Raw genomic sequence first — 19,939 nt, 5'->3', positions numbered from 1 at the left:
TCGCACTGCGCATCCCAGCCCGGTGGTTTTCGCCGAGAACGAATGGCTGCGCGTCCGTGCGAACGCGTCGGGCGGGCGGTCTCCGCTGGGCCTGACCGAGATCACGGTGTCCGGCGCGCAGTTCATCGGCACGACCGTGTTCAGACCGGGTCCGGCGCGGGGCGGTGCGCGATCAGGTAGTACCCGCCGTTGCGCTCCCAGATCTCCTGCAGCAGCTCGACGGGCAGCATGACTCCGGGCCTTCCCGTCGGATCATGACCGACGAGCCCGATCGGCTCCCGCATCTCGTCGACGGCGGCTGGGTGGTGCACGAGCTCGACGGCGTTCGTGAGGTACCAGACGTGGTTGCGCGGCGGCAGTTCGTCCGTGTTGGGCAGCAGTTCCTCGGGGAATCGGGGATCGGTCCGGTGGATCATGTCCCGGGCGTTGACCTCGATCGAGACGATGTATCCCTCCTTGACGAGCTCGGCCAGCTCGTCGGTGGTCCCGCCACGCCGGCGGTCGCCGTCGAGGCCGACGGATCTGAGCAGCTCGACCTGCTGTGCCGAGGTGACCCCGCCCCACTCCTTGGCGTCGTCGCTCCGCGTGTCGCACAGTCCTTCACGTAGCGCCGTGTGCACGAGCTGGGTCTCGGACGTCTGCACGCCGAGTCTTTCGGCCATCTTGCTCACCACGGTGATGCCGCAGGTGTTCTGGATGCCGAGGTCGTTGCGGGCCTGTGGAAGCCAACGGTCGACGTCGTCGTTCGGGCTTCCACTGATCTCGACGTTCTCGATCTCCCGTGCCATCTGGATCCGGCTGTGACCGTCCAGGCGTTTCCGGGCGATCGCGGGATCGTCAGCGCCGTCGTCGATCGCGCCGGTGGAGTCGTTCGTCCCGTCCTGCGGACCGCGACCGTTGACGATCACCTCGGCGAATCTGCGGTAAGCGTTGTACTCCGGGTCGGACCGCCCTGGGGACTGGTCGTCGGCTGCGGGATCCGGCACGTGGGCGCCGATGCGCCGTGGTGTTCGTTCGCCCTGGCCGGTGACCGGTTCGGAAGCCTGGTCGACGGTTCGGGTGAGTGCGGCGTAGTCGAGCCGGCCGGAGGTGTCGTCGGGTTGGCGAGCCGGGTCAGCGCGGTGTGGCCGGCTTTCGCTCGACACGACTTCGGGTTGGGTGGAGGTGGCCGGCGACGGCACGAAGTCGAGATGGCTTTCTCGGTCGAGGGCGTCGTAGCTGAGTTGGTCGGTGGTGTCCTGGGGGGACGTGCGGTTGTGCTCGTTCGAGGAGGCCTCGCTCGGCGGTGTTCCGGGCTGCCAAGCGGTGGTGGGCGCCGGGGCGAGATCACGGTGGATCGTGCGGTCGAGCGCGGTGTGGCCGAGCTGCCTGGCGAAGGAGGGCTCGGGCGGTCGTGGTTCGGCGTCGGGTGCGGGAGCGAGGTCGTGCTGGAGGGTGAGGCTCAGCGCCGTGTGGCCCAGAGGGCTCGCCAGGCCCGGCTGCGGGCGCTCCGCAGCGGTTTCAGGCACCTGGCTGCGGACGCTCTCGCTCTCGGAGTGTGGTGAGTGGGAGTCGATGTGGTGTGGTGCGTGCCGGTCCGGGGCGGCGTTCGGTTGCCAGGCGGTGGCGGGAGCGGGGGCGAGATCGTCCTCGAGAGTGCTGTCGGATTGCCCGGACTGTTCGGGCGGCGGTGGCTCCAGCTCGAACGCGGGCTTGAACTCCGGTGCCTCCTGGCCGCCGCCGGGGAACCTTTCCATGATCACGCCTCCCACAGGGATCGGAGCCGGAACGCCGGCCACGCGGAGTTGAGACCGGTCACGTCGAGGGCGCGGTTCAGGCGTTCCGCGGGCGAGTCGCCGCCGGCCAGCGCTGAGGTGAGGTCGTCGACGATCGAGGGCTCCCCGCCCAGTGCTTCGCGCGCGGGGACCATGTCCCGGGCTGCGCTCGCGGTGGCGTTGGCCAGCTGGTCCGCCCAGGTGGCGCCGGGAACGTCGAAGCCCGCCGCGTGCCAGGCCGCCGTCCGGGGGTGGGGGACGGCGGGGTCGTCGCCGGGACCGGGTGGAGCGCCGAGAACGCGGGTGATGCGAGCCCAGCGGAACTGGCCGATGCGCCAGCGCGGTTCGGGCACGCTGACCGAGGCGCCGGTGCCGACCTGGTCCCGCATCACCTCACCGACACGCCTCGCCAGGTCGCGCGGGTCGTACCAGGGCTGGACGTGGACGCCGCGGCGCTTCGCGGACGCGTCGGCCGCTGCCGCGATCGCGCAGTCGAGCACCAAGGGCTTCACCACGCGCAGCCGGGAGCGGAACGGGTCCGACAGCGCGCCGAGCGATTCGCCGACCAGGTGTGCCAGCACCGCGACCTCCGCCCACAGCGAGATCCACGGCGCGTCGCGCAGGTGCTCGGCCCGCACGATCCGGTCCAGGGGGCAGGCGCACTGAGAGGGGCAGGCTGGGCCGCGGGGACGCACCGGCGGCGTGGTCACCGCCGGCGCACGGGATTCGCGTGTTCTGCCCGCGGCGTCGATCGCCACCAGCACGGGGCGGTCCATGCCGTCGGTGTGGGCCACGGCTGTGCCGGGCGGCAGGCTGACGACGTGCTGCGACTGGTCCTCGTCGACGTTCATCGTCGCGCCCACGAAGTCGCGGTCGTCCTTGGCCGGCAGTCGGTGCACGAGTTTGACGGCGCTGTTCTTCACCACGTCGGGAAGCAGTTTGGCCGGGATCTGCTCGGCCACCACGATGCCTTCGCCGTAGGCGCGGACCTCGGCGAACAGGTTCGCGAACATCGTGACGGCCTGGGCGGCCGCGGTGCCGGTCTCGACGTGCCGCAGCAGGCGGTGCGCCTCCTCGATCACCGTCACGTGCGCGAGTCCGGACCCGATCAGGCCGTGCTTCTCGCGCAGCCGCAGCCATTCGAACATCCGCAGCATCACGCAACCGATGAAGAACGCCTTGTCGTTGTCGTCGCCGAGGTCCTCGATCTCGAAGACGGCGTTGCGGGTCAGCAGCCGGTCGAGGTCGAGCGGGTGGCCGCCCTCGAAGAACCTGCCGGGCGTGCCCGAGCGCAGGCTGCCGATCCGGACGCCGACGAACCCCCGCATGTTGCGCTGGACCTCCGGCCCGTAGCCGATGTCGTCGACGGCGGCGAGGCTGTGGCGCTCCAGGTCGGTCAGCGTGGGCCAGCGGGGGAGCACCCCCGACGCCGCGGTGAGCGACGCGCCCAGCGGCAGGTTCCAGCCCAGCGACGTGTAGCAACTCGTCAACGCGCGGGCGAGGATCTGGGGGAACGGCTCCTGCGCGTCGAAAGAAGCGGTGAACAGCGCGCGCACCATGTCGACGTGCGTCTGCAACGGGAACCGCACGCGCCGGCCGTTCACGAGCGTCGAGCTCGGCTCGAGCGGGTTCAACGAGGCGGGAACGGCGTCGGGCGCGCCCGGCCGGATCACCAGCACCTCGGCGGGTGCGATCCGGCCGGCGATCGCGGCGTACTCGGCCTTCGCCGGCTCGACGACCAGCCAGGGGATCCCCCGCCCGGACAACGCTTCCAGCAATGTCCGCACGGTCTGCGACTTGCCCGCACCGGTGGCGCCGGTGACGAAGACGTGCCGGTTCACGCTGTCGAGCGCGACGCCGAACGGCAGCGACGGGGTGTCGGTCGCGTCCAGCACGCGGCCGAGCGCCAGCTCACCAGCGGTCTCCGGCGTGCGGTCGAACGCCGGGCTGGTGGTGACCCTGATCCCCGGCAGTTCCCGCAGAGGAGGGCGCAGCAGAGCGGTGACGGCGGACGTCGCCATGTCACAGGTCTCGTCCCAGCGCAGGTCGGTCTTGGGGCCGGTGGGCCTGACCCGCAGCGGCCCGTCAATGCCGCCGATCATCGCGGCGAGGGCGGTGCAGACGCTCTCGTTCTCGCCCGCGGTCCACACGCGCAGCCGCCACGCACCGAGCGCGGCAGCCTCGTCGAAGTGCGTCAGCTCCGCTTCGGCCCTCGCGAGCCGGATGCGTTCCGAACCGCGCCCGGACCGGCGCTTCTCCAGGTCGGCCACCGTGTCCGACAGGTCGGAGACGCGGGTTTCGAGTGCGGAGGCGGGACACGGCTCGGCGACGACGAGCAGCGCGGCCGGGCGGTCCGGCAGCAGTGCGAACAGGTCGTCCAGCACGGGAGGCGGGTCATCGGTCTCCTCGCGCAGGCAGTCCAGGGCCAGCTCGGCAGGGCGCCAGCAGGACAGGCGGTTCACCGCTCGCACGACCTGCTCCGGCCGCAGCGGTGCTCCCTTGGCGCCCGGCGGGAACGGGACGGCGGCGTCGGCCGCGAGTCCCCCCACCAGCAGGGCGAACCTGCCGTTCGGCCTGGCGCGGATCCAGCAGCACGCGACGGCGCGCCGTGCCGCGTGCGCCAGCGCGAGCTGGGGGAGCAGCCTGCCGCGCAGTTCGGGCAGCCCGCCCTCCAGCCGGGGCACCGAGAGCACCTGGTGGGTCAGCAAAGCGGTTTCCGCAGGCGGCATGGTCACGGCCCCAGCGGGGTGGCAGAGGCGCGGCCGGAACTCGCGATCGCGGGGTCACAGACAGCGATCATCGCGGTGCAGCCGTCGCGGTACAGGGCGATGCCGTCGTCGAGGCGCTGGAACGTCTCCGGCGGCACCACGTCTTCGTGCACTCGTCCCCAGTTCTGCGTGTTGGTGACGCCCGCCGAGCCGCCGGTTCCCCGCACGCTGGCGTTGCTGACGCTGAGGGAGGTCGACACGGAGTTGCCGAAGTTGCGGCCGAAGCTCAGCGCGCCCTTCAGTCCCGCCGAACTGCTCGTGCCGGAACTGCTGGTCGTGCCGGTGGTCACGCCGACGGTCTTGGACTGCGACTCGTTCCACTGGTCCGTCTCGTTGACCGAGAGCGAGAAACCGTTGACCACGAACGTGAACTCCTTGCCGAACTGCTTGGCGGCGACCTCGGCGTCCTGCCGGTTGGGCAGTCGCGCCCACAGCGACGAGTCGACGCCGCCGTGCCCGATCACCTTCTGCGCCTCCTGGGGCACCCTGCCCCACAACAGGACCAGTTGTTTGCCGCGGCGTTGCGCGGTGCTCGTGAGCGCGTCGAGCACCTCGGGTGCGAGCTCCTCCGCGCCCGCCACCACGAGCAGGTCCGGCTGCGGGTGCGGGGCCGAGAACGCCAGCATCGCCGTGCGGGACAACAGCTCCCGTGCGAGTTCCGCGTCCTGTGTGCTACCGCCGCGCTCGACCTCGTAGGTGCGGACGCGGAACGGGCCACCGCCCGAGGTCTTCACGGTTCGCGCTGGATCACGTGCGTAGGCGAGAAGCCCGTCCAGGTCGCCGTGCAGGTCGTTCAGGCGGGCCGCCACGTGCTGGTTGCCGGTGACGACGTCCGTGCGGTAGTCGCGCAGCTCCGTCTCCTCCCGCCGGTCGAACGTGGTCGTGATCGACCGCTGCGGATGTCCGAGCAGCAAGGCGATCGCGTCGCGCAGAGTGGCGAGGTCGTTGGGAACGTCGAGCATCTTCTGGATCCGAGCGAGCTCCTGCCTGGCGCGCAACGCGTCGTTGCGGCCGTGGCCACCCGCGGCCGGGCGCAGCACGTCCGTCACGAGCGAGGCGAGTTCTTCGGGTGTCCGCCTGCCGAACACGTCCACAGTGGATCCGCGGGCCGACAGCACGTCGGAGCGGACATCGGGTACTCCTCGGGCCCGCCGCACCGGTTCGAAGAGGTCCGACTGGGTGAGGTCGACCATGCGCACGCGGCCTGGCGAGGACATGGCGAACGTGACGAGCAGGCTCGACCACAACGCGGGAGTGCCACCGAACACCGGCAGCACGTGCACGTCGTCCCAGGCCACTATCGGATACCACGAGGGCCGGCTGTGGTGCCGGCGCGCGAGCTGGAGCTGGTCGGCCTCCACCTTGCTGCGCCACAAGGCGTTCGCCCGCGCCGGATCGATTCCCGTGGCGGACGGCGGCTGGTCGAACAACGGGCTGATCGGCGCGTCGCCGTGGTCCACCGCCTGCCAGCCGAGCACGATCCCGCTCACCGCGCACCTCCGGAAGTCGTTGTGCGGACGCCTCTTCCGCAACGGGCAGGTCGAGGCCTATCGTCTGCGGCAGCCGGTGCGAGGAGGTCGTGGTGATCGGCAGGTTCTTCAACTCCGTTGGTGGGCAACCGATCCCGGACGTGTTGCCCAAGGAGGGCTGGGTCGACGTACCGGGTGCGTTCCGGTTCGGTTACCCGTGGCCGTGGTCGCTCGCCGAGGACGGCGGCCTGGTGAACGTGTCCGGCGCGGACGAGGAGAACCACGTCTTCGCCACCCTCGTCGCTCCACACACGACGTTCGTGCCGCAGGTGCAGTTCTGGCCGCAGCCGGGAGCCTTCAGCGGTTCGGACACCGTGGTCCGCGAGCTGCCGCGGCTCTACGGGGGAGCGGTGACCGAGGCGCGGCGGGTGCTCGTCGACGGGCGGAACGCTCTCGTCGTCGATCTCGACCTCCCCCACGGGCAACGGGTCTCCCGTCTCGTCGCCGACGCGCCGGGCTACCAGTTGCACGGCGAACTGAGGGTGCCGCGCGCGAGCGCGGCCGGCTACCGGTGGCACTGGTGCGCGATGCTCGGGTCGTTGCAGTGGAGATGACGTCCCCGCCATCTCATTTCCTCAGCACGGTCGTGCCCGCCGACGTGCCTGTGTGCATGAGTTTCTTGGCGTAGCAGTCGTCCTTGCCGATGCCCTGGTCGTCGCACCACAGGTTGGCGTCGGCCCCGGCGCTGAAGGAGCGCGGTACGACGGTGACCCAGAAGTTCTTGCCGTCGTAGCTGGCGAACTCGCCGGACCACAGCAGCAGGGCGTCCGGGTAGCGCTTCTTGACGGTGCGGTAGTCCGCCCAGATCTCGGCGTACCCGAAGGTGACGCCGTTGACGACGAGCCCGGACCTCTTCGAGGACAGCTGCGGGATCCACAGCCCGACCGCGGCCTCGACCGCCGGCCGGTCGCGGGTGACCTGCTGTTCGAGGGCCTGGCGCGCGAGGTCCGCGTTGGTGAACACGTCGGGTGTCGTGGTGGTGGGCGACACGGTCGTCGGCCTCGTGCTGTCCTGCCAGGAGTTCGTCGCCTGTCCTGCCGCCGGGGAGGTCGGCGCGCCGCCGTCCGGGTCGTCCTGTGCGGCCACGGCGAACACGATGATCACCAGTACGACCACGGCCGCAGCCAGGCTTCCGGTCAGCCACGGCGTCTCCCGGCGGACCGGTGCCGTTCGCGGTGCCACCGGTGACTGCGGCGGCGGGATGGCAGTGGGCGCCGGAACCCGGGGAGCGGTCGGCGCCTGCACGGCCGGCGCCGTCACGGCCGAGGGCCGAATGCGCACTCCGCATTTCGTGCAGAAGCTCAGGCCGCCCCGGACGGTGCCGCCGCAACTGACGCAGTCGATCAATGCAGGTCACCTCTTCCATCCGTTTCGGTGTTGTTGACGTGCTCCTCTCTCACTTCGTTCGACCGGTGCTGCGACGTTACCGGGAGTGTCCAGAAAATTGACCGCATTCTTCTTGCAACGCGCGACGGGGTGGCGGCGATGCACTGGTCAGGTTCTGAGCGGAGAGGCGGGATTGTGGAAGCATTCGCGGTTTTGGTGATCATCGTGCTGATCGGCTGGGCCATCTTCTGTCAGGTCCGGGCGCGGGCCCAGACGGACGTGACGGCAGCGCTGAGCGAGCAGCAGGCGGCCCAGCTCGTGATGGAGCACTTCGGGGTTCTGTGGACACAGGTGGAGGGTGCCGGGCACCTCAACTTCCGTCCCAAGCTGCGGAAGTGGCCGCCAACGATCTCGGTCACCTTCACGACGAGCGGCACCTCGCAGTGCGACGTGTCGATCTGGACCTCGCACTGGACCTCCCACTACGGAGTGATGGGACACGCCCAGCTGGCGTGGCGCAAGGAGGCCTCACTGGCTCGAAAGCTGAGCAGCGCGTCATCGGCGGCCAATTGGTTGAAGGGTGCCTGACCACTAATTCGTCCACATTCTGTCAACTTTCGGCGGATCAGCGCGGAAGCGGTCATGATCTTCATCAACTATCGCACCGACGACGGTGATTTCGCTGCCGTGCTGATCGACCGCCACCTGTCCGAGGTGTTCGGCGGGGATCGTGTTTTCCTCGCTTCGAGGTCAATTCCCGCCGGGATGGATTTCGATAAGGAAATCGAATCGAGGCTGGCGGACTGCGTCGTCGTGCTCGCCGTGATCGGGTCGCGGTGGCTCGACGTGTGCGACGGAGACGGCGTGCGCAGACTCGACCTCCCGGGCGACTGGGTGCGCCGCGAGCTGGTGCTGGCGCGCCGGTGGGGGATCACCGTGATCCCGGTCTTCCTCGACGCCACCCCGCGACTGGACGCCGCCCGGCTGCCAGGAGAGCTGGCCGGGCTCGACGCCGCCCAGTACTGCAGGCTGCGCCACCGCAACGCCGAAGACGACCTGACGGTGATCACACGGCTCGCCGGCGACCTGATGACGATCACCGAGCGGGACGTGCGCGCATACCTGACGGCGCTGGCCGGCCGGTTGCGCGGCACCGGGGCCTGGCTGCCGTACCGCTCGCTCGACGACGGCTTCCTGGAGCGGTGGGTCACCGTGGACGACGAGGTGCCGGAGCGCGGCCCCGTCGTGCCGGAGGGCGAGGTCCGCTGGCGGGACGCGGTGCGTGACGTCCGGCTCGGCGTGGTGCTGGCCGACGCCGGTTTCGGCAAGACGTGGTTGCTGCGGCAGCACGCCCTGCGGTTGTGCGAAGGGGCTCTGGCCGCGCTGGACGACGGCGTCCCCGTCGCCGACGTCGAGCTGCCGATGTTCGCGCACGCCCACGAACTGGCCGGGACCTGGCGAGCGACACCGTCACCCGACGGCGTGGCCCGCGCCGCGTTGCACTGGTCTCCCGAGCTTCGCGACAACGCGCGGTTGCGCGCGCATCTCGCATCACGCCTGGACTCCAGCGCGCCCACGTCGCACGTTCTGATCGACGCCTACGACGAGGTGTTCGAGGACGGCGCACGAGACGCGGTCGTCGAAGCGTTCGCGCACCTGGCAGGCCTTGCTGGTGAGCGAACCGGCCCGGTCGTGCTGCTCACCTCGCGGCCGGCGGGTTTCGTCCACCCGTTCGCCGGTGCGGAGACGGTGTTCTTCGAGCTGGGGGTGCTCGGCGAACGGCAGGTGCGCGCGCTCTGGGAGCAGTGGTACGAGCTCAACGGTGGCGAGATCCCTTGGGAGAGGCTCGATCCCGTGCTCGCGCCGCTGTCGGCGATCCGCGCGGCCGCCGGGATTCCGCTGGTGGCCGCCTTCTGCGCGTGGGTCGCGGAGACCGAACAGGTGACCACCAACCGCAGCGGTCTCTACCAGCAGGTGGTCGAGCGGTTCCACCGGCTGGAGTGGAAGAGCGGCTCACCGTCGCCGTTTCCCGCCCTGCGCCAGGACGCCGGACTGCGGGGCCGCTTCCGCACGGCGTTCCGCGAGCTCGGCTGGCACATGGCGACCAGTGGGCAGGCCTGGCGCGACGCGGTACCGGTGGACGAGTGCGAGTCGGTCCTCGACCGGTCGCTGGGGTCGGTCTCGACGCCGAGGAGCCGGGTCTTCGACGCGACGCGGGCGTTCGGCGTGCTGGTGCCGTGGGGTGGCGACGACGCGGCGCCGATCGGCTGGATCCACCGCAGCGTGCACCAGTTCGTCGTGGCGGAGAAGCTCGTCACGCTCGGCGCGGACGAGGTCGCGGAGCTGGTCGGAGAACGGGCGTGGGCTTGTCCTGAGTGGACGGACGTGCTGGACTTCGCGCTGGGGCTGGAGGCCGGGCGCGACGACGGTGACGGGGTGGTGACCGAGGCCGTCTGGCGGCTGGCACGTGGCGACGACGACGGACTCGGCTGGTTCGCCACCGCGTTCACCGCGGCGGGTGCGGGCCTCACCACCGGTTCGGACGCGCGGTCGGAGGTGACCGCACTCGTCTGGCGGTTGTACGGAGCGGGTTTCCTGACCGCGGAGCACCTGGCGAGGGTGCTCGCCCTGACTCCGTCCGCAGATCAGGCCGAGCTGACCGAACTCGTGCGGGCGGCCGCCGGCGAGCACGGCTACCGGGAGTCGACCTGGCAGGCTCTGGCGTGGTGCGGGCCGGTGGGACACGCGGCGTTGCGCGCGGCGATCGTCTACCGGAGTGTGACCGACGGTGCCGCCGCCGCACTGCACCGCGTGGCGCCCGGCCTGGCGGTGGCGGCGATGCGGGAGCGCCTCGCCCGCGGACTGGGCGTCACCCGCCCCGACCACGTCGTGCTGCGCGACCTGGTGGACGAGGACGTCGAGGTGCTGCGCGCGGCGCGACGCCGCAACCCCGCGCTGATCTCGGTCGCGCAGGCTCTCGGCTGGACGGCCGCCGCCACGGCCAAGGCGGACCTCGCCGAGGCGCTCGGCGGCGACGACCCGCGGCACCGGGAAGCCGCGGTGGCGGGCCTTGCCGCCAGTCTCGGCGCGGCGCTCGACGACGCCGGGGTCATCGCGCTCCTCACCGCCGCACTGCACGACGAGGACCGGCGGGTCAGGCTGGCCGCACGCGAGGAGCTGGTGCAGATCGGGCTGCGCGTGCCGTGGGTGGACCGGCTGGTGGACGAGGCGAGCGACGAGCTGTACCGCGACGAGAGCGCACCCCCGATGGACGACCTGGACGCGCTGGCGGCGCGACTGACCGAGATCGGTCCGGCCACGGAGACGGTGCTGCACATGCTGGAGATCGAGCCCGATCTCCTCCAGGGGCCGGTCGGACCCGCGCTGCAGAAGCTGATGGTGCGAGCGGTGGACGGTCTGCTGGAGATGAAGCTCATCCGGCGGATCACCGCCGTCGCCGGCGACCGCTTCGTGTCGGCGGCCGTGGACCGCCTCACCGGCGCCGTGCCGCTGCCGGTCGCGAACCTCCGCCGCATCGCCTGGGGCCTGGTCCACGCCCGGCCGGACGACCCCGCGGTGTTCGCCGCCGTGGCGACCTGCGCCAGGGTGACGTCGGACCCGGCCATGGAGGCGGCGCTGAACGCGCACGACCTGCCACCGCAGGACAAGGTGCGGTACCTGCTCACCTGTCTGCTGGCACTGACCGAGCCGGACCGGGACGTCGTCGCGGTCTGGAGCGGGGCCCTCCGGCACGAACTGGTCCGCCTGTCGCCTCAGAGCCGCGCGCTGTTCCGCGCCGACTGCGTCCGCGCCACCAGCCACGTGCTGGCCGTGCACGGCCTCTCTGATGTCACCGCAACCCGTCGAGAGCTGTGGTGAGCGCTGTGGTGATCACGCGCTCCAACTCCGGGTCGGTGCTGCCGCGCGGCACCCGTTCGGTGAGCATGATCGAGTAGAGGTAGGCCTGGTAGGCGGCCAGTCGCACGCGCGCCGAGTCGGTGAACTCGAAGCCGTGGCCCGAGAGGAGGTCCGCGTCGTCCTCGATCGAACCGAACAGCGCGAGCGACACGAACTCCGCGACCGGATCGCCCCAGAACGCCCGCTCGCCGTCGACCAGCCCGGTGAGTCCGGTGTCGGCTAGGACGTTGCCGTCCCACAGGTCGAAGTGGACCAGCGCCGGGCGCCGCACCTCGTCGAACGCCTTGGCGTGGCGGTGCAGATCGGCCGCGGGGAGCCGCACTCCGTAGCGTTCGGCGTCGGCCCGCACGGCGTCGAACATCCCGAAGAACGCCTCGGTCCACGTGCCGTGCAGGCCGAGCTGGGGATAGCCGAAACCGGGCCCGGTCACCTCGTGCAGCGCCCTCACCGCCTGCCCGAGTTCTCGGCGGAGCCTCGGACGGTCGACATCGGAGCGCCCGAAGACGGGACGGCCCGGCAGGCAGGTGGCCAGGAGCGCGGTGTCGTCCGCGTACACGACCTCCGGCACCGGCGCGACCGCGGAGCCCAGCGTGCAGAACATCGCCTCGGTCCGCATGAGGTGCCGCTCGTAGGTCAGGCCGGGCTGGTCGCCGGGCGCCACCTTCAACACGAACTCGCCTTCGCGAGCGGACACCCGGAACACCGAGTTGTAGGTGCCGCCGCCCAGCGGCGTCGTCTTCGCGTCCGTGAGCCCGGCGGCCGCGAGCGATCGCTGCACAGTCACCTCCGCCAATGTAATGATCGACGGATGAGGACGTACCGGGGGACCGCCGAGGACGCTTGGCGATGGGTGCTGGACCAGGTGTGCCACGACGACAGCGGCGTGTGGATCCCGGAGTTTCCGGGCGGCGACCTGGGAGTCGGGTACCGGGAGGGGATGTACGCGGGCGTCGGCGGGCTGGCGCACGTGCTGGCGGAGATCCGCCTGAGCCGGGAGTGGACGGCTCGCGAGCAGGAGCTGGCGGACGCCGTCGTGGCGCGGGTGCGGGCCGGCATCGGCGTGACGACCGACGCCACGTTCTTCAACGGACTGGTCAGCGCGATCAGCGTGCTGACGACCCTGGGCGCTCCCGGAGCCGGGGCCGCGGTCGCGAGGTTGCTCGAACTGTCCACTCCGGACGGATGGCCGCAGGGGTTCCTGGAGCCGCCGAGGTACCTGCCGGGCGCCCGCGTGCATGACGTTGCCGTGGGCACGGCGGGCGTGCTGCTGGGCGCGGTGTGGGCCCGCCGCCACGACGTCGAGGGCGCGGACGAGCTGGCCCGAACAGCGGCCGACGTGCTGCTGGCCGAACGGGAGCAGGCCGAGGTCGGTGCCAACTGGCGTTGGGTGCCGGAGCGCTTCACGACGAACGACTGGCACAGCCCCAACTTCTCGCACGGGGTCGCGGGTGTCGCCGCCGCGTTCGCGGTGGCGGGTGCCGAGTTCGGGCGGCCCGATCTGGTCGAGGCCGCGGCCGAAGGCGCCGAGCATCTCGTGGCGCTGGCGGACACCGGCGACGGAGGGTTCCGGGTGCGGCGGCGCGTTCCCGTGGAGGACGCGGATCCGTTCAGCTACGGCTGGTGCCACGGCCCGACCGGAACCTCGTTGCTGTGGCCCGCTTTGCGGCACGCGGGCATCGCCGAGGTGGCGGGCGTGGACGTCGCGGAGTGGCATCGCCGTTGCCTGCACAGCGTTCTCGTCTCCGGTCTGCCCGAGCGGAAGTACCCGGGCTTCTGGGACAACGACGGCCGTTGCTGCGGCACGGCCGGGGTCGGCGACATGGTGCTCGACTCCGGGCAGCACACCGACTTCGCGTTCCGCCTCGCCGACGTCGTGGTGGAGCGGGCGATTCCGGACGGATCCGGTGTGTGCTGGCGGTTCACCGAGCACCGCGACGACGACCCGCTGCTGCCGCCCGGCATCGGCTGGATGCAGGGCGCGGCGGGCATCGCCGGGTTCCTGTTCCACGCCGATCGCGTGGAACAGGGCGACACGAGGTCGGTGCCCCGCATGGACACCTGGTGGTCTCTAGGCCGGTGACCAGCCCAGTTCCGGGCCGAGCTTCGTGGCGATGTCGGTGAGGATCTGCACGTAGTCCTCGTGCGCGAAGCTGAACGGCAGTGCGAACGCCACCTCGTCGACCTCCTGGAAGGCGAGGTGCGCGTACAGCTGCTCGGCGATCTCCGCGGACGTGCCGATCAGGTCGCGCTCGAACATGAACTTGCGCGGCCCGAACGGCTTGCCGATCCGCCCGGTGCGTCCCTCTACGTAGGCCTCGTACTTGGCGCGCTGGTCAGCTGTGGCCGAATCGGTCGGGATCACGACGAGGCCTTGGGAGACGCGGCCGCCACCGTGCTCGCGGAACGTCCGGATGTGCGAGCGCTGGATCTCGGCGAAGTCCTCGGACTCCTCGGATTGGACGACGTTGCTGGCCAGCAGGTTCAGGCCGTGCTCGCCGGCCCACCTCGCCGACCGCAGACTGCCGCCGCCGTACCAGATCCGGTCGCGCAGCCCGGCCGCGTGCGGCTGCACGCGGTCCGACCAGACCTCGATGCCCTCGACGCCGCTGAACGAAGCGACCTTCTCGCCGCCCACGAAGTCCAGCAGCCGTTGCACGCGGTCGTAGCTGAAGTTCTCGACGTCCGCGGTCTCCGGGTAGAGCACGTGCTTGACGTCGTCCCAGTGCATCGGCGGCCCGACGCTGATGCCGGGGTTGAGCCTGCCGCCGGACAGCACGTCGACCGTGGCCAGGTCCTCGGCGAGCCGCAGCGGGTTCTCCCAGCCCAGCGGGATGACGGCGGTGCCGAGCTGGATCCGGCTGGTCCGCTGGGTCGCGGCGGCGAGGACCGCGACCGGCGACGAGATGCCGAACTGCAGGTGCCGGTGCCGCACCCACGCGCTGTCGAACCCGAGCTCCTCGCCCAGCACGATCACGTCCAGCGTGGACCGGTGACCCGCGCCCGGATCGTGCTCGTCGAACAGTCCGATGGTGAGAAAACCCAGCTTTCGCAACGGCTCTGACTTCCGCGGCACCGTTTCCTCCTCGATCGGGTCTCCTCCGAGTTCAGGTGACGTCTCAACTACGTCCAGATGCTGGAACCGGCCCGACCGTGGGCCTGCTCGTGATCACCTCTCGTCCGACTGCGACCGGGTGTGCAGGGCGTCGAGCACCACGGTGATCGCGGCGCGCGAGTCGCGGCGCACGGCGGCGGTGATCCTTCTCGTCACCGGCAACTCCCTCGTGACCACGTCGAACCTGCGGTCGACGGCCAGAGCGGGGAGCACCGCGACCGCCAGACCTGCCTCGACGTGCTCGAGCGTGAGCATGTAGTTGCTGAACCGGCCGACCACGCGTGGCTCGAACCCGGACTGCCGGCACAGCCGCGTCGCGAGCTTGGCCATGTACGAGCCGGGGATGTCGAACGCCCAGGGCTCGTCCTTGCACGCGGCGACGTCCGCCGCGGGGTGGTTCGGCGGCGTGACCAGCACGATCGGGTCCTGGCCGAGCGGCACCACGTCGATGTCGCCCGGTACCGGCAGCTCCACGAAGTCGGTGGTCGTGATGATCACGTCGACCTCTCCGGCGAGGAGCGCGGGCATGCTGGCGTGCGGTTCCAGTTCCACGATCTCGACGGCGAGGTGCGGGTACCGGAGGGTCTGGATCGCGGGCACGGCGAGCGTGTGGATCGAGCTCTGGAACGCGCCGAGCCGGATGAGGCCCGACGGTTCGTCGTTCAGGCCTCTGAGCTCGGCCTCGACGGCGTCCATCTGGTCGAGGATCGACCGCGCCCTCCTGGCCAGGATGAGCCCGGCCGACGTGAGCCGCACGCGCCGTCCCGTTCGTTCGATCAGCTGCGTGCGGGTCTCGCTTTCGAGCACCGCGAGCTGCTGGGACACGCTCGAAGCACTCAGGTTCGCGGCCTGTGCCACGGCCCGCACGGTGCCGAGTGCGTCGAGCTGGCTGAGCAGGCGCAGGCGCCACGGGTTGAGCGTCATGCTGTGCAGTATTTCCGAACAGCGAGCGTGGAATTGTGAGATGGACCTGATGCTCACCCGCTCGTAGCTTTTCTCCCATGGACACCTTCTGGGACGACGTCGACCGCCACCTCGTCCGCTACGGCGGCACGTTCACGCGCGAGATCATCGACAGCGCGTCGGGAAGCTTCCTGTTCACCGAGGACGGCCGCCGCGTCCTGGACTTCACGTCCGGGCAGATGAGCGCGATCCTCGGCCACTCCCATCCGCGCATCGTCGAGACGGTGCAGCGCCAGATCGCGAACCTCGACCACCTGTTCAGCGGCATGCTCAGCCGCCCCGTCGTGGACCTGGCCCGGCGGCTGGCCGGGACGCTGCCCGAGTCGCTCTCGAAGGTGCAGCTGCTCACCACCGGCGCCGAGTCGAACGAGGCCGCGCTGCGCATGGCCAAGCTCGTGACCGGCAAGCACGAGGTGGTGGCGTTCGCCCGCTCGTGGCACGGCATGACCGCCGCCGCGGCCGCCGCGACCTACAGCGCGGGCCGCAAGGGCTACGGTCCCGCGACCCCCGGCAACTTCGCGATTCCGGCGCCGTCCGGTGACTGGCAGGCCCAGCTCGACCTGGCGTTCGACCTGATCGACGCGCAGTCGGTCGGCTCGCTGGCGGCCTGCATCGTCGAGCCGATCCTGAGCTCCGGCGGCATCCTCGAACCACCGCCCGGTTACTTCGCCGCGTTGTCGGCCAAGTGCCGTGAACGCGGGATGCTGCTGATCATGGACGAGGCGCAGACCGGGCTGTGCCGCACGGGCAACTGGTACGCGTTCGAGCGCGACGGCGTGGTGCCGGACATCCTGACGCTGTCCAAGACGCTGGGCGCCGGGCTGCCGCTGGCCGCCGTGATCACGTCCGCGGAGATCGAGGCGGAGGCGCACGCCCGCGGCTACCTGTTCTTCACCACGCACGTGTCGGACCCGCTGGTGGCCGCGGTCGGCAACACCGTGCTGGACGTGCTCGTCGAGGAACGGCTGGACGAGCGCGCGGCGAAGCTCGGGGCTTTCCTGCGCAACGGGCTGGAGGACATCGCCGCGAAGCATGATCTGGTGACGGACGTCCGCGGGCGTGGGCTGCTGGTCGGGCTGGAGATCGCGGACGAGTCGCTGTCCGCGCCGATCACCCAGAAGTGCCTGGACCTCGGGCTGCACATGAACATCGTGCAGATCCCGGGGATGGGCGGGGTGTTCCGGATCGCGCCGCCGCTGACGGCGACGGAGGAGGAGCTGGCGTTGGGGATCAGCGTTCTGGACGAGGCGATCGGCGCCGCCTGACCACTTGGCCACCCGTCTCGGCTGGACGGTCGAGGCCGGGTGGCCGGACCTGCTCCTACGATCGGTGGCGTGGGGGAACAACGCGGCAGACCGCTCATCGTCGCCACCGCCGTCATGGTCGCCGCCGTGTTCGCGGTCACGGGACGGATCATCGGTTTCGACCGGGCGCTGCGCCTGATCAGCGGCCCCGGCGTCGGCGAAACGTGGTTCGACCACCCCGTGTACACGATCGCCGAGTCGGCGGTCGTGCTGGTTCTCGTGTTCGCGCACGCGTGGCGCACACCGGTGCTCGTGGCCGTGCCGTCGGTCGTGGCGCTCGTGCTCGTCACCGAACACGCCGCGTTCTACCGTCCGCACATCTCGCTGTCCCGCGCGGACGCCGTCCAGCTGATGCTGATCCTGAGCATCATCATGGCCGCCGGCGGGCTGCTGTTGCGGATGCGGGAACGGTCACGGGCGGCGTTGGCGGCGGCCGCGGAGGAGCGGGCGCGGCGGGACGAACGCCTCGACATGGCCCGTGAGCTGCACGACGTGGTCGCGCACCACGTCACGGGCATGCTGGTGCAGGCACAGGCCGCGCTCGTGGTGGCGGCGCAGGACAAGGACAAGGCGTGCGAGATGCTGCCGGGCATAGTCGAGGGCGGCACGGACGCGTTGGGGGCGATGAGCGCGATGGTCAGGACGTTGCGGGACAACGGGGCCGCGACCGCGACCACCGACCTCGCGGCCGACCTGCACCGGCTCGCGCAGAGGTCGGGGCTGCCGGTGCGGACGAACGTCGAGCTGACCGCGGACGTGCGGCCCGAACTGGGGCGGTCGGTGCTGCGCATCGTCCAGGAAGCCCTGACCAACGCCCGCAAGCACGCCCTCGGCGCGACGAGTGTGGAAGTGGACGTGCGACTGACTTCGAGCGTGGTGCTGCTGTCCGTTGTGGACAACGGCAGGCCGGGGCCGCAGCACTCCGGAGGGTTCGGGCTCGTCGGCATGCGGGAAAGGGTGCACGAGCTGGGCGGGCGGTTCTTCGCGGGTGCCACCGGGGAGGGCTGGCTCGTCACCGCCGAGCTGCCGCTGGAGGTGCGCACGTGATCTCCGTGCTCATCGCCGAGGACCAGGACATGGTGCGGGCCGGGTTCCGGCTGATCCTGGAGGCGCAGCCCGACATCAGCGTGGTCGCCGACGTGCCGGACGGGATCACCGCGGTCCAGCGGGCCCGCGAACTGGAACCGCAGGTGTGCCTGGTGGACGTGCGGATGCCGGGGCTCGACGGGCTGGAGGTCACGCGGCAGCTGGCCCCGCACACCCGCGTCGTGGTCGTGACGACGTTCGACAGCGACGAGGTGCTGAACAAGGCGCTGGACCTCGGCGCGTGCGGGTTCCTCACGAAGGATGCGAGTCCTGGGCTGCTGGCCGAGGCCGTCAGATCGGCGGCGAGGGGTGACGTCCTGGTGTCACCGCAGGTGGTGCTGCGGGTGCTGCGCCGGTCGGTGCCGCCGGTCGCGAACGCCGACGCCCAGGTTCTCAGCGAGCGCGAGCTGGACGTCGTGCGGCACGTGGCGAAAGGCCTGAGCAACAACGAGATCGCGGCCTCGCTGAAGGTCTCGGTGTCGTCGGTGAAGGCCTACCTCGCCTCGGTGCAGGCGAAGGTGGGGGCGCGCAACCGCGTCGAGATCGTCGCGTGGGCGTTCCGCGCGCACGTGGTGGCCGACTGACCATTGGCCAGGTGGCCAGTTTCGGCTCCGCGGGCCGTCCCAACGGCCATGATCTTCGTGCTCTCCGGCCGATCCGGCGGAACCTCCTCGCACAGCAGTGTTCTGTGCTGTGAGAAACCTCTGGGGCGCAACGGTTGCCGGTCTGCTCGTCTGGGTCTTCGTGCGGAGCTTCGGCACCGGTGTGCTGGACCTGCGCGTGTACCTCGCCGGCGGCGAGGCGTGGCTCGCCGGCACCGACCTGTACGCCGCGGACTTCCAAGGCCCGAGAGGACTGCCGTTCACCTATCCGCCCTTCGCGGCGATGGTGTTCGGGGTTCTGGCACCACTTTCCCTTGCTCTCACGGCAGTTCTGTTCACGGCCGCGGGCATCGGTCTCTTCACGGCGGCGGCCCGCAGGTGGACGGGTTTCGGCCTGATCGCGTTGTGCCTGGTGCTCGAACCACTGCGGATCACTCTCGACATGGGCCAGGTCAACCTGATCCTGTTCGGCCTGGTCGCCGCCGACTGCCTGCTGCCGCGCACCCCGTGGCCACGGGGCCTGCTGGTCGGACTGGCCGCCGCGATCAAGCTGACTCCGGCGATCTTCGTGCTGTTCTTCCTGTCGCGCGGGCGGTGGCGGCCCGCGCTGACCGCCGTGGCGACGTTCGCGGCGTGCGGTCTGCTCGGCTGGGCGCTCGCGCCGGGCCAGTCGAAGCAGTTCTGGTTCCACGCGATGCTCGACCCGGAACGCGTCGGCGGCCTGTCCTACAGCGCGAACCAGTCGTTGCGCGGGCTGCTGTTCCGGCTCGGCGTCCCGGAGTCCGTGTGGCTCGTCAGCGTGGTGGCCCTGCTCGCGTTGACGGTCGTGCTGTTGCCGCGGTTGCGCGACGACCTCACCACGCTCGTCGCCGTCGCGGCAGCGGGTCTGCTGATCTCACCGGTGTCCTGGTCGCACCACTGGGTGTGGATCGCGCCCGCGTTGGTGCTGCTGCGGGGCTGGGTGAGGATCGCGGTCGGTGCGGTGTTCGCGGTCGGCCCGCACTGGCTTCTGCCGACCGCGGGGGACAGGGAGCTGGCGTGGACGTGGTGGCAGCACCTCGTCGGCAACACCTACGTCTGGCTGGGGCTCGCGTTCCTCTGCTGGTGTGCGGTCATCAGCACTGCGCGGGACAAGGCTGAACGGGGCTCCCGCCCGGAACCCCGTTCAGCGGTCGGCTTCTAGCGGGCGAACTGGAACCAGTTCACGTTCGCCAGGTCACCGCCCGTGCCGCCGGTCGCCACCAGGTAGAGCCGGTGGACGCCCGTCGCGCCGGACGCGGCGGAGGTGCGGCTGGTCCACGTCTGCCACCCGCCCGTGCTCGCCGCCGGGACCGTCGCGACCAGCGGGCCGGTCGGGCTGTCGAGGCGGAACTGCAGGGTGCCGTTCGCCGTGGAGCCGGACGCGATCCGCGTGGTCACCGAGGTCGGCGGCGTGGCGCCGAAGTCGACGTCCGCATAGGCCACGTGGTCGCCCGGCGTCAGGTAGCCGACGTTCTGCCCGCAGCCCGAGTCGGTGCACCGCTCGACCTGCGTGCCGCGCTGCTCGTCGTAGTACGAGGCACCGATGATCCCGTAGG

16 protein-coding genes are annotated in these 19,939 nt (G+C 70.9%); 8 read left to right on the top strand and 8 right to left on the bottom strand.

The window, feature by feature from the left end:
- Window positions 1-140 precede the first annotated feature (140 nt).
- The 3 genes from SK571_RS09595 to SK571_RS09585 are packed head-to-tail and all read right to left on the bottom strand — an operon-like array spanning window position 141 to window position 6,012.
- Window positions 141-1,736 (bottom strand): hypothetical protein, encoded by a 1,596-nt coding sequence (locus SK571_RS09595; RefSeq protein ID WP_319983664.1) that lies wholly within the window; start codon window positions 1,734-1,736, stop codon window positions 141-143.
- A gap of 2 nt (window positions 1,737-1,738) precedes the next feature.
- The gene (locus SK571_RS09590; protein WP_319984020.1) at window positions 1,739-4,483 is read right to left on the bottom strand and encodes an ATP-binding protein; all 2,745 of its coding nucleotides are present in this window, start codon (window positions 4,481-4,483) and stop codon (window positions 1,739-1,741) included.
- A gap of 2 nt (window positions 4,484-4,485) precedes the next feature.
- Complete coding sequence (locus SK571_RS09585; RefSeq protein ID WP_319983663.1) at window positions 4,486-6,012, bottom strand: hypothetical protein; 1,527 nt, start codon at window positions 6,010-6,012, stop codon at window positions 4,486-4,488.
- Window positions 6,013-6,104: 92 nt separating this feature from the next.
- Here SK571_RS09585 and SK571_RS09580 point away from each other — a divergent pair, with 92 nt between their 5' ends.
- Window positions 6,105-6,605, top strand: a complete 501-nt coding sequence (locus SK571_RS09580; protein WP_319983662.1) for a hypothetical protein — start codon at window positions 6,105-6,107, stop codon at window positions 6,603-6,605.
- 13 nt (window positions 6,606-6,618) lie between these two features.
- On the opposite strand, the gene SK571_RS09575 is transcribed toward SK571_RS09580, so the two are convergent.
- Window positions 6,619-7,332 carry a hypothetical protein gene (locus SK571_RS09575; RefSeq protein WP_319983661.1) on the bottom strand — a complete coding sequence of 238 codons (714 nt, stop codon included), beginning with the start codon at window positions 7,330-7,332 and terminating at the stop codon, window positions 6,619-6,621.
- 261 nt (window positions 7,333-7,593) lie between these two features.
- Between SK571_RS09575 and SK571_RS09570 the strand changes: the two genes are divergently transcribed.
- Window positions 7,594-7,965: a hypothetical protein gene (locus tag SK571_RS09570; RefSeq protein WP_319983660.1), complete on the top strand. Its 372-nt coding sequence runs from the start codon at window positions 7,594-7,596 to the stop codon at window positions 7,963-7,965.
- Window positions 7,966-8,019: 54 nt separating this feature from the next.
- Window positions 8,020-11,256, top strand: coding sequence for an NACHT domain-containing protein (locus tag SK571_RS09565; RefSeq protein WP_319983659.1), 3,237 nt, complete (start codon window positions 8,020-8,022; stop codon window positions 11,254-11,256).
- Here the strand turns inward: SK571_RS09565 and SK571_RS09560 are convergent.
- Complete coding sequence (locus SK571_RS09560) at window positions 11,228-12,079, bottom strand: aminoglycoside phosphotransferase family protein (RefSeq protein WP_319983658.1); 852 nt, start codon at window positions 12,077-12,079, stop codon at window positions 11,228-11,230. The genes SK571_RS09565 and SK571_RS09560 overlap by 29 nt on opposite strands.
- Before the next feature lie 24 nt (window positions 12,080-12,103).
- Between SK571_RS09560 and SK571_RS09555 the strand changes: the two genes are divergently transcribed.
- Window positions 12,104-13,375 (top strand): lanthionine synthetase LanC family protein, encoded by a 1,272-nt coding sequence (locus SK571_RS09555; RefSeq protein ID WP_319983657.1) that lies wholly within the window; start codon window positions 12,104-12,106, stop codon window positions 13,373-13,375.
- Here the strand turns inward: SK571_RS09555 and SK571_RS09550 are convergent.
- Together SK571_RS09550 and SK571_RS09545 are read right to left on the bottom strand one after the other, a co-directional pair.
- The gene (locus SK571_RS09550; protein WP_319983656.1) at window positions 13,364-14,368 is read right to left on the bottom strand and encodes an LLM class flavin-dependent oxidoreductase; all 1,005 of its coding nucleotides are present in this window, start codon (window positions 14,366-14,368) and stop codon (window positions 13,364-13,366) included. The two genes, SK571_RS09555 and SK571_RS09550, sit on opposite strands and share 12 nt — an antisense overlap.
- Window positions 14,369-14,461: 93 nt before the next feature.
- Window positions 14,462-15,331: a LysR substrate-binding domain-containing protein gene (locus SK571_RS09545; protein WP_319983655.1), complete on the bottom strand. Its 870-nt coding sequence runs from the start codon at window positions 15,329-15,331 to the stop codon at window positions 14,462-14,464.
- Window positions 15,332-15,408: 77 nt separating this feature from the next.
- Between SK571_RS09545 and SK571_RS09540 the strand changes: the two genes are divergently transcribed.
- The 4 genes from SK571_RS09540 to SK571_RS09525 all read left to right on the top strand — a co-directional run bounded on the left by SK571_RS09540 (window position 15,409) and on the right by SK571_RS09525 (window position 19,545).
- Window positions 15,409-16,635 (top strand): aspartate aminotransferase family protein, encoded by a 1,227-nt coding sequence (locus SK571_RS09540; RefSeq protein ID WP_319983654.1) that lies wholly within the window; start codon window positions 15,409-15,411, stop codon window positions 16,633-16,635.
- Between the two features lie 69 nt (window positions 16,636-16,704).
- A complete protein-coding gene (locus SK571_RS09535) occupies window positions 16,705-17,721 on the top strand; it encodes a sensor histidine kinase (protein WP_319983653.1) in 1,017 nt (338 codons plus the stop codon).
- A complete protein-coding gene (locus SK571_RS09530) occupies window positions 17,718-18,344 on the top strand; it encodes a response regulator transcription factor (protein ID WP_319983652.1) in 627 nt (208 codons plus the stop codon). The genes SK571_RS09535 and SK571_RS09530 overlap by 4 nt, the downstream gene beginning before the upstream one ends.
- 109 nt (window positions 18,345-18,453) lie before the next feature.
- A complete protein-coding gene (locus SK571_RS09525) occupies window positions 18,454-19,545 on the top strand; it encodes a glycosyltransferase 87 family protein (RefSeq protein ID WP_319983651.1) in 1,092 nt (363 codons plus the stop codon).
- Here the strand turns inward: SK571_RS09525 and SK571_RS09520 are convergent.
- Window positions 19,542-19,928, bottom strand: coding sequence for a carbohydrate-binding protein (locus SK571_RS09520; RefSeq protein WP_319984019.1), 387 nt, complete (start codon window positions 19,926-19,928; stop codon window positions 19,542-19,544). The genes SK571_RS09525 and SK571_RS09520 overlap by 4 nt on opposite strands.
- Window positions 19,929-19,939 lie beyond the last annotated feature (11 nt).

It is taken from the genome of Lentzea kristufekii, assembly GCF_033949925.1.
In the GTDB taxonomy this organism is placed as follows: domain Bacteria; phylum Actinomycetota; class Actinomycetes; order Mycobacteriales; family Pseudonocardiaceae; genus Lentzea; species Lentzea kristufekii.
The sequence above is the reverse complement of the archived record's forward strand: the minus strand, read 5'-3'. Positions and strand labels throughout refer to the sequence as shown.